Annotated in this window: 16 protein-coding genes; 4 read left to right on the forward strand and 12 right to left on the reverse strand. The window is 69.1% G+C overall.

Going from position 1 to position 15,164, the window contains the following annotated elements:
• Nucleotides 1-114 precede the first annotated feature (114 nt).
• The 5 genes from SPI01S_RS12455 to SPI01S_RS12475 form a co-directional block, all read right to left on the reverse strand.
• Nucleotides 115-840, reverse strand: coding sequence for a head GIN domain-containing protein (locus tag SPI01S_RS12455; RefSeq protein ID WP_066722726.1), 726 nt, complete (start codon nt 838-840; stop codon nt 115-117).
• Nucleotides 841-953: 113 nt separating this feature from the next.
• Complete coding sequence (locus tag SPI01S_RS12460; protein ID WP_066722729.1) at nt 954-1,487, reverse strand: CarD family transcriptional regulator; 534 nt, start codon at nt 1,485-1,487, stop codon at nt 954-956.
• 259 nt (nt 1,488-1,746) lie between these two features.
• Nucleotides 1,747-2,085: a ferredoxin FdxA gene (gene fdxA, locus SPI01S_RS12465; protein ID WP_066722732.1), complete on the reverse strand. Its 339-nt coding sequence runs from the start codon at nt 2,083-2,085 to the stop codon at nt 1,747-1,749.
• Between the two features lie 67 nt (nt 2,086-2,152).
• The gene (locus SPI01S_RS12470; RefSeq protein ID WP_066722735.1) at nt 2,153-2,467 is read right to left on the reverse strand and encodes an RNA-binding S4 domain-containing protein; all 315 of its coding nucleotides are present in this window, start codon (nt 2,465-2,467) and stop codon (nt 2,153-2,155) included.
• The gene (locus tag SPI01S_RS12475; protein WP_066722738.1) at nt 2,460-4,937 is read right to left on the reverse strand and encodes a helicase-related protein; all 2,478 of its coding nucleotides are present in this window, start codon (nt 4,935-4,937) and stop codon (nt 2,460-2,462) included. The genes SPI01S_RS12470 and SPI01S_RS12475 overlap by 8 nt, the downstream gene beginning before the upstream one ends.
• 235 nt (nt 4,938-5,172) lie before the next feature.
• On the opposite strand from SPI01S_RS12475, the gene SPI01S_RS12480 reads away from it, so the two are divergent.
• Nucleotides 5,173-6,651: a M23 family metallopeptidase gene (locus SPI01S_RS12480; RefSeq protein WP_066722741.1), complete on the forward strand. Its 1,479-nt coding sequence runs from the start codon at nt 5,173-5,175 to the stop codon at nt 6,649-6,651.
• Between the two features lie 3 nt (nt 6,652-6,654).
• Here the strand turns inward: SPI01S_RS12480 and SPI01S_RS12485 are convergent, their stop codons facing one another.
• The 5 genes from SPI01S_RS12485 to SPI01S_RS12505 form a co-directional block, all read right to left on the reverse strand.
• On the reverse strand, nt 6,655-8,328 hold the full coding sequence (locus tag SPI01S_RS12485) for an ATP-binding protein (RefSeq protein WP_245653580.1): 1,674 nt from the start codon (nt 8,326-8,328) through the stop codon (nt 6,655-6,657).
• Nucleotides 8,329-8,395: 67 nt separating this feature from the next.
• Nucleotides 8,396-9,118 carry a TIGR02186 family protein gene (locus tag SPI01S_RS12490; RefSeq protein ID WP_066722947.1) on the reverse strand — a complete coding sequence of 241 codons (723 nt, stop codon included), beginning with the start codon at nt 9,116-9,118 and terminating at the stop codon, nt 8,396-8,398.
• Between the two features lie 38 nt (nt 9,119-9,156).
• The gene (locus SPI01S_RS12495) at nt 9,157-10,071 is read right to left on the reverse strand and encodes a sulfite exporter TauE/SafE family protein (protein ID WP_066722744.1); all 915 of its coding nucleotides are present in this window, start codon (nt 10,069-10,071) and stop codon (nt 9,157-9,159) included.
• A gap of 71 nt (nt 10,072-10,142) precedes the next feature.
• Nucleotides 10,143-11,168 carry a hypothetical protein gene (locus tag SPI01S_RS23055; protein ID WP_066722754.1) on the reverse strand — a complete coding sequence of 342 codons (1,026 nt, stop codon included), beginning with the start codon at nt 11,166-11,168 and terminating at the stop codon, nt 10,143-10,145.
• Nucleotides 11,165-12,487, reverse strand: coding sequence for a glycosyl transferase family protein (locus SPI01S_RS12505; RefSeq protein WP_245653587.1), 1,323 nt, complete (start codon nt 12,485-12,487; stop codon nt 11,165-11,167). Before SPI01S_RS12505 ends, SPI01S_RS23055 begins: the two co-directional genes overlap by 4 nt.
• On the opposite strand from SPI01S_RS12505, the gene SPI01S_RS23060 reads away from it, so the two are divergent.
• Nucleotides 12,383-12,709 carry a hypothetical protein gene (locus SPI01S_RS23060; RefSeq protein WP_245653588.1) on the forward strand — a complete coding sequence of 109 codons (327 nt, stop codon included), beginning with the start codon at nt 12,383-12,385 and terminating at the stop codon, nt 12,707-12,709. The two genes, SPI01S_RS12505 and SPI01S_RS23060, sit on opposite strands and share 105 nt — an antisense overlap.
• A 113-nt stretch (nt 12,710-12,822) precedes the next feature.
• Here the strand turns inward: SPI01S_RS23060 and SPI01S_RS12510 are convergent, their stop codons facing one another.
• Nucleotides 12,823-13,344, reverse strand: a complete 522-nt coding sequence (locus SPI01S_RS12510) for an RcnB family protein (RefSeq protein WP_066722953.1) — start codon at nt 13,342-13,344, stop codon at nt 12,823-12,825.
• A 112-nt stretch (nt 13,345-13,456) separates the two neighbouring features.
• The gene (locus SPI01S_RS12515) at nt 13,457-13,933 is read right to left on the reverse strand and encodes an outer membrane protein assembly factor BamE (protein WP_066722756.1); all 477 of its coding nucleotides are present in this window, start codon (nt 13,931-13,933) and stop codon (nt 13,457-13,459) included.
• 116 nt (nt 13,934-14,049) lie between these two features.
• Here SPI01S_RS12515 and SPI01S_RS12520 point away from each other — a divergent pair, with 116 nt between their 5' ends.
• Together SPI01S_RS12520 and SPI01S_RS12525 are read left to right on the forward strand one after the other, a co-directional pair.
• Nucleotides 14,050-14,562 carry a ubiquinol-cytochrome C chaperone family protein gene (locus tag SPI01S_RS12520; protein ID WP_066722758.1) on the forward strand — a complete coding sequence of 171 codons (513 nt, stop codon included), beginning with the start codon at nt 14,050-14,052 and terminating at the stop codon, nt 14,560-14,562.
• Nucleotides 14,559-15,086, forward strand: a complete 528-nt coding sequence (locus tag SPI01S_RS12525) for a YceD family protein (RefSeq protein WP_066722760.1) — start codon at nt 14,559-14,561, stop codon at nt 15,084-15,086. The genes SPI01S_RS12520 and SPI01S_RS12525 overlap by 4 nt, the downstream gene beginning before the upstream one ends.
• Nucleotides 15,087-15,164 lie beyond the last annotated feature (78 nt).

Raw genomic sequence — 15,164 nt, forward strand, 5'->3', positions numbered from 1 at the left:
CACGCAAGTTTTCCCCGGAGGAAGCGGGTACGCACAAGCCGCCCTGGCTGCAACGGAGGTCACCGTCGGACGGTTACCCGCGCTCCGCAGCGGTCCGGGATCCCCGACGCCCCCTTACGAACACTTCACATCACCCGACCCGATCTTGCTCACCTCGCACGTCGCGCCGCCGCGCAGCTCGACGTCGCCCGAGCCGAGGATCGAGACCGAAGCCGGACCGCCGACATTGGCGCGCACGCTGCCCGAGCCTGCAATCGAGATGTCTGCGCGCTTGGCGGTGAACTGCTGGCCCTTCAGGTCGCCTGCCCCGGCGACGGAGAGGTCCATCTTGTCCGCACGCCCCGCCAGCGTGATATTGCCGGATCCCGCGATCGACAGCGACGCCTCTTCCGCCGCCATCGCCGCGATGCTGAGGTCGCCCGATCCCGCGACCACCCCTTCGAACTTGCCGACGGCGCGGTCCACCTGCATCGTGCCCGATCCCGCGACGGTCGCGTCGCGCAGCTGCGGCATCACGATGTGGATCCGTGCCGCGCCGCCCTTGTCCCACATCACCCCGGCGCGGTTCTTGCGGCCCACGTTGAGCGTTTTGCCGTCGAGGCGGATGTCGAGCTGGTCGAGCACCGCAGGTTCGCCTTCCGCCTGGACCGAGAAAGTCGGGCCGGTGCGTACGTCGACATCGTCCGAGCCTTTCAGCGCGACGCCGGTGAAGCCCGTGGCGGCGAAACTGCGGCTGGTGCCGGTACCGCTGGCCTCGACCTTGGTACCCTTGCTGTCGCCCCAGCTGGCGTGGCAGGCAGTGGCAATGGGCAGCAGTGCGAGGACGAGCAACGGACGCATGTCGAATCTCCCGATCGTGTATTGTTACCATAATACACGATCGGACTGGTACGAAAAGGGGGCGCGAGCCTTTGGCTCCGCCCCCTCTTGATCCGACCCTTCGGGTCCGCGCCTCAGGCGGGAACCTTGTCCTTGTTGTGGATCGCTGCGGCCTTGCGCAGGATGTCCAGGATCTTTTCCAGCGCCGCCGGCTCGTCGATCTCTTCCATCGCGGCCAGCTCGCGGGCGAGGCGGCTTGCCGCGCCTTCGAAGATCTGGCGCTCGGAATAGCTCTGCTCGGGCTGGTCGTCGGCGCGGAACAGGTCGCGGACCACTTCGGCGATCGACACGAGGTCGCCCGAGTTGATCTTGGCTTCATATTCCTGGGCGCGGCGCGACCACATGGTACGCTTGACCTTGGGCTTGCCCTTCAGCGTATCGAGCGCTTCGCGAAGCGTCTTGTCGCTGGAAAGCTTGCGCATGCCCACGCTCTCGGCCTTGTTGGTCGGCACGCGGAGCGTCATCTTCTCTTTTTCGAAACGCAGGACGTAAAGTTCGAGCTGCATTCCAGCAATTTCCTGCTTTTGCAGCTCGATCACACGGCCTACGCCGTGCTTGGGGTAAACGACATAATCGCCGACATCGAAGGACAGCGCCTTGGCAGCCATGTGCGAGGAACCTTTCGTGAATTACCGGCCCCGGTTGGATTGCGGATCCCGCCCAGGCGCGCGGGACGCGGCGGACGAGGGAACACGGGGCATACGCTAGCGTCTCCGGGCGAAGGCGAGTCTTTCAACCTTCGTCGGGCGCTCTTTAACACGCTCGTAATAAAATTACCAGTGAAAGGTCATGCGAACGGCGCATAAATCCATGCGCCGTGCACCATTTCGGGCCCGTCGAGGCTGGCGGCGCTCGCCGCCGGGCAGGTCAGTCGCCCGAACCGGGGTTCGGCGAGAAATATTTGTCGAACTTGTCGGTTTCGGCCTTCATCGCATCGGCGTCGGCCGGTGCTTCGCCCTTGGTGGTGATGTTGGGCCACTGCTCCGAATAGGTGCGGTTCAGCTCCAGCCACTTTTCGAGGCCGTTTTCGGTATCGGGCAGGATCGCCTCGGCCGGGCATTCCGGCTCGCACACGCCGCAATCGATGCATTCGCTCGGGTTGATGACGAGCATGTTCTCGCCCTCATAGAAACAGTCGACCGGACAGACCTCGACACAGTCCATGTACTTGCACCGGATGCACGCGTCGGTGACGACATAGGTCATTGGGAAAACGGTCCTTGGTTGCGAACGATCAATGCGGGGGTCCTGCTATGCGCGGGCGGGGCCCACGTCAATCGCCGGACATGTCCTGAACGCCGCGATCGGTGACGAGATCCTCATAGCAGGCCCGTGCCTCGCCCGGCGGGCCCCGCCGGATCGGCAGCGCCTCGACCCGCAGCACCCGCACCCTGCCCTGGATCGGGAAGGCGAGGATGGCGCCGATACGCACGGAGGCCGAGGAACGCTCGACCCGGCGGCCGTCGATGCGCAGCAGGCCCTTTTCGCACAGCGCCTGCGCGGCGCTGCGCGTCTTCACGATCCGGGCATACCAGAGGAAGCGATCCAGCCGCATCGCCGGGCCATGGCCGACGGGCGCCTCAGCCATTGCGGAGCGCGGCCAGCGCCGCAAAGGCGTTGCCGGGCACCGGGACCGGCTTCGGCTTCACCAGCGGCGTCAGCCCCTGCCAGATCCAGCGCTGCGGCGCATCGCCATCGCCGCGAGCGGTGCGGAAGCCGAGCTGCGCCATCAGCCGCGCGATCGTCTCGGGCTTGAGGCCGATCGAGGTGGCGAGCGCCGGATCGGGGGCGAAGGGCTTGCGCCCCTGCCGCGCCTCATGGGCGGCGCAGGCGATCCGCTCGACCAGATCCACGCGTACCGCCTGCGCGCCGAAGGGGCGGAAGCCATGGACGAGATCGGCCCCGGCGGCATCGCGCGGCAGCACGACGGCGGCATCGGGCGGACCGCTTTCCAGCGCGAGCAGCGCACGGCGGCGCGCGGCGGCGCGCGGCTTGAGCAGCGAGGGGGCGAAAATATCGAGCGTGCCGATCGTGATGCCGATCCGGCGCAGCCGGTGCCGGGCAGGTCCGTCCAGCGCCTCGATCATCACGCCCGCCGCGCGGCGGGGGAGCAGCCCGCCCTGTTCGAGCAGCGCATTGGCCAGCGCGCGCAGCGGCGCGCCGGCGGTTTCCTCCCGCGTGATCACATCGAGCTTGGCGAGCACCGGCAGGTCGCCCGCGACGCGTTCGGCGAACCAGCGCTCCAGCCGCGCCTGCACCGCGGCCTTGGCTGGCGGATCCAGCACGTCGAGCGCGCGATCGAGCTGGACGCGCGGCCGCACCAGGTTCGCGCCCGGCTTGAGCAGTGCGACGTCGTGCCCGCGCCAGTAAAGCGCGGTGCCGACCTGCGAGAGCTCCGCATCGGTCGCCGCGGCCAGCGCCGCGCCGCGCCGACGATATTCGCCCGCCAAGCGCTTCTCGGCAGCGGCGAGCAGCATGCGCTTGTCCCCGGCGCGCGCCTCCGCCGCGACCTTGAAGCGGAAGCCTTCCAGCGTGCCGAGCGGATGTTCCTCCACGCTCACCTCGCCTTCGGGCCCGATCGTCACCGGCAGGGTGGACGCATCGGCACCGATCTGGCGCAGCAGCACCGTCGTCCGCTTGTCGACGAAGCGCTGGGTGAGGCTGGCGTGGAGCGCATCGGACAGCTTTTCCTCGATCGCCCGCGTGCGCTCGGCCCAATGGGCGGGCTCTTCCAGCCAGTCGGCGCGGTGGGCGATATAGGCCCAGCTGCGCGCCGCGGCGATGCGACCGGCCAGCGTCTCGACGTCGCCGCCCATATTGTCGAGCCGCTGGATCTCGTCGGCGAACCATTGGTGCGGCACATGGCCCCGCCCTTCGGAGAGATGCCCGAACAGCCGCCCGACGAAGCGCGCATGCGGATCGACGCCGAGCTTGCGGAAATCGGGCAGTCCGCACGCCGCCCACAGCCGCGCGACCATGCGCGGATGGCGCACGCGAGCGCGGACCCAATCTTCCTCGGCGAGCCGCTTGAGCACCGCGAGGTCGGTCGCCTGCGGTGCGGCGCGCAGCACCTCCGCGTGCGGTTTCCGCTCCAGGCTACCGATCAGCGCTTCGATGCTGGCGAAGTCCGGCTCGCCCTCGCGCCAGTAGAGATGCTCGAGCCTGGGCACCTGATGGCCTTCGATCGCGAGCACTTCCTCGGGCGTGAAGGCGCTCGGCCCCTCCTCGTGGAGCGCGCCGAAGGTGCCGTCCTTCTGGTGGCGCCCGGCACGCCCGGCGATCTGCGCCATCTCCGCGATGGTCAGCCGGCGCTGGCGCCGCCCGTCGAACTTGTGGAGCGAGGCGAAGGCGACATGGTGCACGTCCATGTTCAGCCCCATGCCGATCGCGTCGGTAGCGACGAGGTAATCGACCTCGCCCGCCTGGAACATCGCCACCTGCGCGTTGCGGGTGCGGGGGGAAAGCGCGCCCATCACCACCGCCGCGCCGCCGCGCAAGCGCCGTAGCGCCTCGGCTACGGCATAGACTTCCTCTGCCGAGAAGGCGACGATCGCCGAGCGGCGCGGCAGGCGCGAGAGCTTCTTGGCGCCGGCATAGCTGAGCGTCGAGAAGCGCGGCCGGCCGACGATCTCCGCCTCCGGCACCAGCGCCTTGAGCATCGGGCGCAGGCTGTCCGATCCAAGGATCATCGTCTCCTCGCGACCGCGCGCGCGCAGCAGGCGATCGGTGAAGACATGGCCGCGCTCGGGATCGGCGCCGAGCTGCGCCTCGTCGAGCGCCACGAACGCGGTTTCGCGCTCCAGCGGCATGCTCTCCGCCGTGCAGCAGAACCAGCGCGCCTTGGGCGGCAGGATCTTCTCCTCGCCGGTGATCAGCGCGACTTCGGTCGGCCCCTTCATCCGGACGACGCGGTCGTACACCTCGCGCGCCAGCAGCCGCAGCGGGAAGCCGATCATGCCGCTGGCATGGCCGCACATCCGCTCGACGGCGAGGTGGGTCTTGCCGGTGTTGGTAGGGCCCAGCACTGCCGTGACGGGCGAACGGGCGAACTGGCTCATGTCGTTTTCCAAGATCGGCGCCCGCGACGCATTAGGCAACTCCTTGCCGCCGCTTTTCCACCACTTCCTGACGGTGCACCCGAACCGGCCGCTTTGCCGCGCCTTCCGCACGGGTCGCCGCGTCCGAAGGCCGGTGCCGCCAAACTTAATTTGACTTTAAGGGCACGAATCCAGAGTGATTCGATGGACGCGCTGCTTCTTGCCGCGCGCAATCGGGTCTTAGGGGCAGCACCGCTTGTTCTTTCGCGACGATCATGGCTCGGGCCTCGCCGGTGGCGGCGGCGGCCTGGCGCGCGCGATCCCCGCGGTGGTGCCGGGGCGGATCGGCAAGCGGCTCGCGACACTCGACCTCGTGCCCGATCTCGGCGCCGATATCGGTTCAGCCACCTGGTTTCGCGGTGCCGCGACCTGCGCCGCGCTGTGCGCCGCCACCTGGATGCTGTCGCCCGGCTTCGACCGGCCGATCACCGGCATCGCGCCCGCCCCGCTGACCGGCGAGACCGAACAGGCGCAGCAGGCCCAGGCGATTGCGCCGCTCGCCAAGGGATCGCGCACCGGCATCCATGTCGCCGCGACCGGGCTGGTCAAGCCGCTCACCGATACCCCCGAGCGCCCGATCATCGAGCATGAAGCCCGGCTCGGCAGCGGCACGATGCTGCGCGGCGTGCTGCAGCGTTCGGGCGTGGGCGAGGCGGACGCCGGCATCGTCGCCAGCCTCGTCTCCGGCGCGATGCCGCTCGGCCAGATCCAGCGCAACACGGTCCTGGAAATGACGCTGGGGCGCCGCACCGACACGTCGCAGCCGCGCCCGCTCGAAAAGCTCGCCTTCCGCGCCGCCTTCGATCGCCGGATCGAAGTAGTCCGCACCGGCGCCGCGCTGGCAATTCGGTCGATCCCGATCGCGATCGACCGCACGCCGCTGCGCGTGCAGGGGCTGATCGGATCAAGCCTCTACCGCTCCGCCCGCGCCGCCGGCGCGCCGGCCAAGGCGGTGGAAGGCTTCCTGCGCACGCTCGCCACCCGCGTCTCGGTGTCGAAGCTGGGATCGTCGTGCAGGTTCGACCTGATCCTCGGCCAGGCGCGCGCCGCCACCGGCGAGGTCCAGTACGGCCAGCTGATGTATGCCGGCGTCACCGGCTGTTCGAACGGCGTCCAGCTCGCCCCCTGGGAGAGCGACGGCAAGACCGAATGGTTCGACGCCAGCGGCACCGGCAGCAAGACCGGCATGATGACGATGCCGGTCAATGGCCGCTTCTCCTCCGCCTTTGGCATGCGGATGCACCCGATCCTGGGCTTCACCCGCATGCACAAGGGCATCGACATCGCCGCGCCCTATGGCTCGCCGGTCTATGCCGCGGTCGATGGGGTGGTGCGTGTGGCGGGCGGTGCATCGGGCTATGGCAACCTCGTGCGGATCGATCATGGCGGCGGCTTCGCCACCGGCTATGCGCATCTCAGCAAGGTGATGGTCCGCCCCGGCCAGTCGGTGCGCAAGGGCCAACAGATCGGCCGCAGCGGCAATTCGGGCCTGTCGACCGGCCCGCACCTCCATTTCGAAACCACGCGCAACGGCCAGGCGGTCAATCCGCGCGCGGTATCGTTCGTTTCGGTCCGCCGCCTGACCGGCGGCGCACTCGGTGCGTTCCAGGCCAGGCTGCACGGCCTGATGGCGGTGCCCGTCGGGCACGGCGCGCAGAAGGAAGACGCCGACTAGGCCTTACCGCCCCTGCGACCGCCAGCGGCGGATCGTGCGCTCCAGCATCGCCTCCTCGCCGCCCACCTCGCGCCACAGCTCGGAAAAGAGCGGATCGTCCGACGCGGGCCGCTTGCCCGGCTCCAGATCGTCGAACAGCAGCCGCACCGGCGTCGCCACGCCCTCGCCCACCGCAATGCACTCGCGGTTCCGCAGCGCCGGGATCGCATCGAGGAAGCCCCGCGCACCTTCCGGCATCGCCGCGCGGACGAACGCCTGGTCGCGCTCGTTGTTGAGCCGCATCGACAGGATGGTGCCGCATTGCGAGAGCACGCCCTCGGCCAGGTCGGACGGGCGCTGGGTGATCAGCCCCAGCGACACGCCGTATTTGCGCCCTTCCTTGGCGATGCGGCTGAGGATCCGCCCCACCGACGAGCCATCGGCGTTGCGCTCGTTCGGCACGTACCGATGCGCTTCCTCGCAGACGAGCAGCACCGGCCGCTTGGCTTCCCCGCGCGACCAGATCGCATAATCGAACACCATCCGGCTGAGCACCGCCACCACCACCGCAGTGATCTCGTTCGGCACTCCCGACACGTCGATGATCGAGATCGGCTTGCCGTCGCCCGGCAGGCGGAAGATGCGCGACAGGAACGCTGCCATCGTATCCGCCACCAGCATGCCGGAGAACATGAAGGCGTAGCGCGGATCGCCCTTCACCTCGTCGATCTTGCTCTTGAGACGGAGGTACGGCGCCGTGTCCGTCGCCTTGTCCATCTTGCCCATTTCGAGCGTGAGCGTGTTGGTGAGGTCCGAGAGCAGGTACGGCACCGGGGCGTCGACGGTGAGCTTGCCGATCTCCTGCCCGATCCGATTCTTCGAGCGCGCGGCCAGCAGGCATTTGGCGAGGATGTCCGCATCGACCTGCCGATCGCTGCCCGCGCTGGTGAGGAATACCTCGCAATGTTCCTCGAAGTTCATCAGCCAATAGGGCAGCTGCAGGTTCGACACGTCGAACAGCGCGCCGTTGTGCTGGAAGGCGCTGCCATATTCGCCGTGCGGATCGATCATCACCACATGGCCCTGCGGCGCCAGTTCGCAGATGCGGTGGAGGATCAGCGCGGCGGAGGTCGACTTGCCGGTGCCGGTCGAGCCGAGCAGCGCGAAATGCTTGCCGAGCATTGCATCGACATACAGAGCCGCACGGATGTCCTTCGTCGGATAGACGGTGCCGATCTCGATATGCGGGCGATCGTCCGCGGCGTAGATCTGGCGGAGATCGGCGGTGGTGACCGGGAACACCTCGGCCCCCGGCGTCGGGTAGCGGGTTACGCCGCGACGGAAGCGGTAGAGCTTGCCGGTCAACCGCTCCTCGTCCCCCTCGCCGAGAAAGTCGATCGCCGCCGCGACGCGGGCGCCCGAGGGATCGAGCCGCGCGGTGCGGATGCTGGCGATCAGCCACGCGCTGCCGACGCGGATCTTGACCTGCGCGCCGACCTGGCCCGCATTGGCGAGCGCGGCATCGTCGCTGCCGGCCATCGCATCGAGTTCGGCGAGATCGAGCAGCACCTGGCTCGAGGCGCCGGCGATCTCGAACACCGCGCCGATCGCGCGTGCCGCGCCCGGCACGCGTCCGACCGGCAAGCCGCCGCCCGTCGCTTCACTCTCGAACCCACCGACGCGAAACTGGCCTTCCATCGTGCATCCCCCAAAAAGGCGGAGGCAGCATGCGCGCGCGGGGGTTAAGGTTGCGTGTCCAAGCGCGTCAGAAGCGCCGCCAGAGCGCGCCCGCCCCCCAGCCGAACAGGAACGAGACGCCCACCGCCACCAGGCCATAGACGATGGCGTGGCGGTCCGCGCTGGTCGCGACGAACCGCTCGAAGCCCGATTTGCGGATCTCGATCGGCCGCACCGCCGCCGCCAGCACGCGGCCGTCGCGGATCAGGAAGGTCTCTGCAGTGAAGCGCCCCACCGGCACGCGCGCCGGGATGGTGAGCCGCGCACGGTAGAGCACGCCGCCGGTGATCTCCACCGCGCCCGGCGCCTCGTAGAACAGCCCGCTGCGCCGCTTGAGGTCGACGAAGCCGCTGTCGAAGCGCTGCTGGATCTGCGGCGTGGCGCCCGAAGCTGGCGAAAGCTGGAGGCTGTCGAGCCCGAGTTCGTAGATCGCGCGGGTCCGCTCGTCGACCAGTCGGCGGATCGGTCGCGACGAGGCCATCGCGTAGAAGCTCGGCGCCGAGCGGTAGCGCATCTGCGCGGCGTTGACCCAGATGCCCGCGACCTTCGACTTTTCGCGGACCACCACCGATTCGGTCGGCCCCTTGATCACCACGACGATATCCGCCGGCCGCTCGCCCTCGCCCGGCGCGCGGCCGCCGGGATAGAGGATCGCGCCGAACAGCAGCAGCTCGGCGCCGGTGAAGCTGTAAGCGATCTCGATATCGCGCTGGGAAACGTCGGGCACCAGCTCGGGCTTGGCCTGCCCCATCAGCAGGGGCGCGAGCAGCACGAGCGCCCAGGCGCGTCTCACGCCGCGGCGACCGAATAGAGCGCGTCGGGCCGCCAGGCGAGCCCCGCCAGCATCCGCGCCGCAACCAGCAACACGATCACCGCGAGCAGCAGCCGCAGATATTCGGGCTTGGCCCTGGCGGCGAAGCGCGCCCCCAGCTGCGCACCGACCACCGACCCCAGCAGCAGCAGGATCGCCAGCACGATGTCGACCGCCTTGGTGGTCGTCGCATGGACCATCGTCGCCACCGCGGTGGTGAACAGCGTCTGGAACAGCGAGGTGCCGACCACCGTCTGCGTGCCCATGCCGAGGATGTAGAGCATCGCCGGCACCAGGATGAAGCCGCCGCCGACGCCCAGCAGCATCGTCAGCACACCCACGAACACCCCGAGCAGCAGCGGCGCGAGCGGCGAGATGTAGAGGCCAGAAGCGTAGAAGCGCCAGCGGAAGGGCAGCGCGGCGACGAGCGGATGGTGCCGCCGCTTGCGGGCCTTGGGCGGCCGCGCCCCGCGCGACACCCGGATCGCGCCGACCGATTCCTTGCCCATCAGCCCGCCGATCGACCCGAGCAGCACGACATAGAGCACGCCGATCACCACGTCGATCTGGCCGCTGGCCTGGAGCAGCTTGAACAGCCAGGCACCGAGCAGGCTGCCGAGGATGCCGCCGGTGACGAGCACCGCCCCCATCTGCACGTCCACGCCCTTGCGGCGGAAATGCGCGAACACCCCGGAAACGCTGGCGCCGGTCACCTGGCTCGCCGCCGATGCCGCCGCCACCGTCGGCGGGATGCCGTAGAAGATCAGCAGCGGGGTGGTGAGAAACCCGCCGCCCACGCCGAACATGCCCGAAAGCAGGCCCACGCCCAGCCCCAGCGCCACGATCACGAGCGCGTTGACCGACAGGTTGGCGATGGGAAGGTACAGATCCATGCGGACCAAGACCTAGCCGCTTTGTGCCGGATCGGGAAAGGGCGAAGGTGCCGATTCGCATGGCGGCCGGATCAGAAATCGCTGCCCAGCGTCAGCGCGATGCCCGAGCCGGGCCGCGCGCTGACGGCGATACGCTGCCGCCAGTCGAGCGCGACGCGCGCGTGGAACGCCCCGATCGGCAGCGGGGCAAGGATGGTGGGCCCGATATCGAGCCGCTGCGGACCGCGCTGGGCGGCGCCCCAGACACCGATGCCGATCGCCGGCGCGGCAGCCCGAGCCGGCATGACGGCGCGGGTCAGCCGCAGCGCGCCGTCGGCATAGGGCTCCAGCCGGTTCCGCAGAATCATGCCGGCCTGGCCATAGGCTTCGAGGCGGAAGCCCGCGGCTCCGCGGTCCAGCCCCATGACGACACCGACGCCCGGACCACCCCGTCCGCCATCCAGCCCAAATCGCTGCTCGACCGACAGCCGCAGGGGCGCAGCGAGCGGCTGCCACTCCAGCCCCAGCGCAGCCTCCGCGCCCGCCCCCCGCATCGGCCCGGCGATACGACCGAACGCCGCTACCCTTCCTCTGGAGTCCAGTGCTCGCAGCAGCCGGAGACCATATTGGCTCCCGCCGAGCTGCCCCACCGCCGGTGCCGCGCCGATGCCCTGGCCCGGTCGAAGCGCGAGCCAGGCGCTGCCGCTCCATCGTCGTCGGGCGCCAGGAAGCGCCGGCGCCGCCGGCTGCGGCGGCAGCACGGCATCCACGGCCCGCATCGATGCAGCGCCGGCCCCCTCCGTCTGGTCGGCCGAGGACACGGGCTCCGCACGAGACCAGGGCAGCGGGGTGCGTGACGCGCTTGGCCCGAGCGGTCCGCCCGGGCGGTGGCCGGCGAGAAGCGCCGGTGCGTCGGCAAGCGCCATCCGGACCGTCGCGCGGATGGCGGGCTGCGGAACGAAGATGCCGGGGGCCACCGGGGTCGTCAGCGGCAGGTGGACCCCGGTCGTCGGCGTCCCGGACCCCAAAGGCCACAGCATCGCCAGCCGCAGCCCGATCCAGCCCAGTGCCACCGTGCCGACGAACCGCAGCGGGCGGCCTCGGCCGGCGCGGCTCATGCCGCTGCCAGGCCCAGGTCGAACGGGGATGCGGGAAACTGATGTGCGGTCTTGTCCCAGCGGAGTGGACCGCCGGCGAGCAGGCCGATATAGATCCACAACGCGCGCCGGGCCGCGAGCAGGGCGATATAGTTGGCCACCACCATGCGCGGCCCGGCCCACCGCCCCTCCCGCCAGCCGTGCAACCGGGTAACGAGCGCCGTGCGCATCGTCAGCCGCCAGGCCAGCAGCAGCAGGTTGAGAGCGACAAGTTTCTGCAGCAGCACGTCCTGCGCCGGGGACGGCACCCCGAAGATACAATGGCAGAGCAGCGACAGGCCCCAGCACAGCAGTGCGGCATAGGCGATGGCGAGCACCGGCATCGACAGCGCCACCCGCCGGTCACGCATCCGCATCCAGTGGTCCCCCAGATCCCAGCGGCGCCCCCAGCCCGTCCGGTCCCACCCGGCAAGCGCGATTCCCGCCATCCAGCGCGCCTTCTGCCGCACCGCTGCGTGCACCGTGGCCGGGAAATAGGCGCGCACGGCTACCGGTGCGCCCCCCGGCGCTTCCGGCACGCGCACAAAGGCGCTGCGCGCACCCATCGCACGCAAGCTGAGGCCGAGCTCATAATCCTCGGTGAGGCTGGTCGCATCGAACGGCACGCCGCGCGCCTGGGCGATCTGCCGCAGGACGTCGCAACGGATGGCGCAACCGACCCCCGCAAGCGGCAGGCTCGCCCCCAGCATCTGCCGCACGAGCAGCGTCGCGCCGTGCGACTGCGCGAATTCGTCGAGATAGTGGCCGGACACCAGCCGCGATCCCGGCTGGCACAGGGGCGCCACCGGCAGCTGCACTGCGGCATGCGAATCGATCCAGCGGGAATAGACCGCGAGCTCCTGCGGATGCACCACGTCCTCCGCATCGTGCAGGACGATCGCAGTGAAGGGATTCCCTTCCACGGCTTCGTCCCGTTCCAGCGCCGCCCAGAGCGCGTTCAGGCAATCGGCCTTGGTCGTGGGGCCCGGACGGGGGCCTATGACGAGCCGCACCCGCGCATCCGCTTCGGCGACCATGGCCACTGCGGCGATCGTCGCGAGGTCGTTGGGATAGGTCCCGACATAGATGCGATAGGGACCTGCCGCCCAGCGGGCGAGCATCGCACGCAGCATCTGGCCGATCACCGCGGATTCGTCCCAGGCAGGCACGAAAATCGCGAAACGATGCGCGACCGAATGGCCGCGCCCGACAGACCCGTGGCGCCGCCGATGCCGCGCACCGGCACAATAATAAAGGAAGAGCAGGTCGACGAGAAAATCGTCCACTCCGCCCAGCGCAATGAAAACCGCAGCGAACAAGGTGAGTTCGCGCGTAACGGCATCGACAATGTTCAGAGTCATCAGCACTCCCCCCCGGGCGATGCATCCGATTCGGATATCCTCATGTTTGCGATGGAACGCAGCCAAGGCAACCCGAACAATTCAGGAACTTGGCAAATCGCGACGCAACCCTCGATGGCGACGGCATTTTTCTGCCAAATGATTGCGCCGATCCGGATATGATTTCCGTGGAACCGCGGCCAGGTTCTGGCGTTCTCCGCACGCAACAGATCCTTTGGATAACCCGCAACCTGGAAACGGCCGCACCGACATCGTCGGTGCGGCCGCTTTTTTGTTTACCAGTAGAAGCCGGGCAGGACCCGGATCACGGTGCCGCGACGGGTGTCGATGAGCAGCACGTCGTTATAATGGCGCACCCAGCTCTGATAGGCGCCGGGCCGCGGCAGGTGGTAGCGCCAGGGGTCGCCGATCACGTAGCGCGGATCGTAATAGACGGTGCCGATGCGCGCACCCGGCTGGAAGCGATAGTAGCGGAACGGTGCCCGCCAGTCGCCGCGGGCATAGAGGCCGCGGTTCCGGTCGCGCCAGCTACGCCAGTCATTGTCCGCCCAGCGCCGGTCGCGGTCGCGCAGGTCCTCGCGATATTCGCGGTGCGCCTCGCGCACGTCGCGGCGTTCCTCGCGGACGCGACGTGGGTCGCCGGACCACTGGGCGCGGCGCAGATCGTGTTCGGCATCGCGAATGTCGCGGCGATCTTCGCGCAGTTCGGCACGGGACTGCGCCATCGCGCTTGCCGGCACCAGCAGCGCAGGCGCCGCGATGGCCGTCAGCAGGGCGAAGGGTACGAGCTTCTTCATATGCTTCTCCATCCTGATCGAACCCGCCGGTCCGAAGGCCGGCTTGGGAGGATCCATGAAGAAGCTGCGCTGAACCACCCGCGAACGACCCGGTCAGCCGAATGAAAGGAAATTACGGGCCGGTGTTGCCGCCACCACCGGCGCCCGCACCCGGCGCACCGACGGTGCCGATATTGCCGAACAGATCCGAGAAGAAGCTGCGGCGGCGCCCCAGCGTCGGCGTCGTCTTGCCATAGGGATCGATCGACGCGGCGAGCTCGACACCGGTCTGGTCGATCGCGGTGACATTGCCCGCGGGATCGAACCGGATGCGCAGCGTGGTCTGCGTCTTCACCGCCGGATTGCGGAACGCGAAGTTGCTGCTGTCACGCGAGACGTAGAACCACTCGCCTTCGTTGAACTGGCTGGTGAAGCTGGGATGGCCCAGCGTCTGCAGCACCGAATCGCGCGTATCGACGCCCGGCTGCACCGAGGCGACCAGATCGTGATCGACGACATAGCCCTGATGCGTCCGCACCGGCGTACAGGCGGTGGTGCCGAGCACGACCAACAACGCGGCGGTGCCGAGCGTGCGAACGGGAAGCGACATCAGGTTCTCCAGGCAAACACATGCGACCCCCGGATTGCATCGCGGGCCGAAGGCCTCAATATGCGGCAAAATGCGGCCAAACAAGGTCGCGACAGCGGAAGGCACGAACAACGGCGATGCGAATGCTCCAGCGGCTCTTCGGCCGGCCCGATCGCGGCACCGCGCCGCAGCTCTATGCGGGCGTGGTGGCGCGCGGCCGGGCGCCGCACTGGTACACCGAGGGGGCGGTGCCGGATACGGTGGACGGCCGGTTCGACATGATCGCCGCGGTCCTCTGCATGGTGCTGCTCCGGCTGGAGGCAGAACCGGCCGGCATCCCGGTCAGCACCGCGGTGGCGGAATGCTTCATCGAGGACATGGACGGCCAGCTGCGCGAGATCGGCATCGGCGACATCATCGTCGGCAAGCATGTCGGCCGGATGATGGGCATGCTGGGCGGCCGGCTGGGCGCCTATCGCAGCGGCCTGGCCGAGGGCGACCTCGCTCCCGCGCTGGTCCGCAACCTTTACCGCGGCGAGGCGCCCTCGCCCGCCGCCCTCACCCATGTCGAGGCGCGCTTGCGCGCCTTTCGCGATGCGCTGGCGGCGATGCCGATCGCGCGTGTGATCGCAGGAGAAGTTCCCGAATGACCGACCCCGAATTTTCCCGCCCGCACCGGCTCGACCAGATCGGCGCCGGCGAAAGCGACGTCCAGATCACCGCCGACGAGGGTGAGCGCGCCGCACTCAGCCGCCGCTTCGGCCTGAAGGCGATCGAGAAGCTCGACGCCGTCTACCACCTCCGCCGCGACGCGCAGGGCGTGGTGGCGCGCGGCCATCTTTCCGCCCGGCTGACGCAGGCCTGCGTCGTCACCGGCGATCCGCTGCCGGCCAAGGTGGAACAGGATTTCGCGATTCGCTTCGTGCCCGAACCGGCCGCCGCGGGCGAGGACGAGGTGGAACTGACCGAGGACGAGTGCGACACCGTCTTCTATAGCGGCGGCACCATCGATCTGGGCGAGGCCGCCGCCGAGACGATGGCGCTCGAGCTGGATCCCTATCCGCGCAGCCCGCGGGCCGCCGAGGCGCTGCGCGCGGCGGGGGTGAAGGGCGAGGACGAAGCAGCCCCGGTCAATGCGCTGGCCGGCCTGAAGGATCTGCTCGCGAAGAAATAGTGCGGGGCCGGGCAGGCCCGGTCCGCTCCTACTCCATCGTAGCGCGCCACTAGCCCCACAATCTATGCGGTTCAAAGG

It is taken from the genome of Sphingomonas pituitosa NBRC 102491 (assembly GCF_001598435.1).
Classification (GTDB): domain Bacteria; phylum Pseudomonadota; class Alphaproteobacteria; order Sphingomonadales; family Sphingomonadaceae; genus Sphingomonas; species Sphingomonas pituitosa.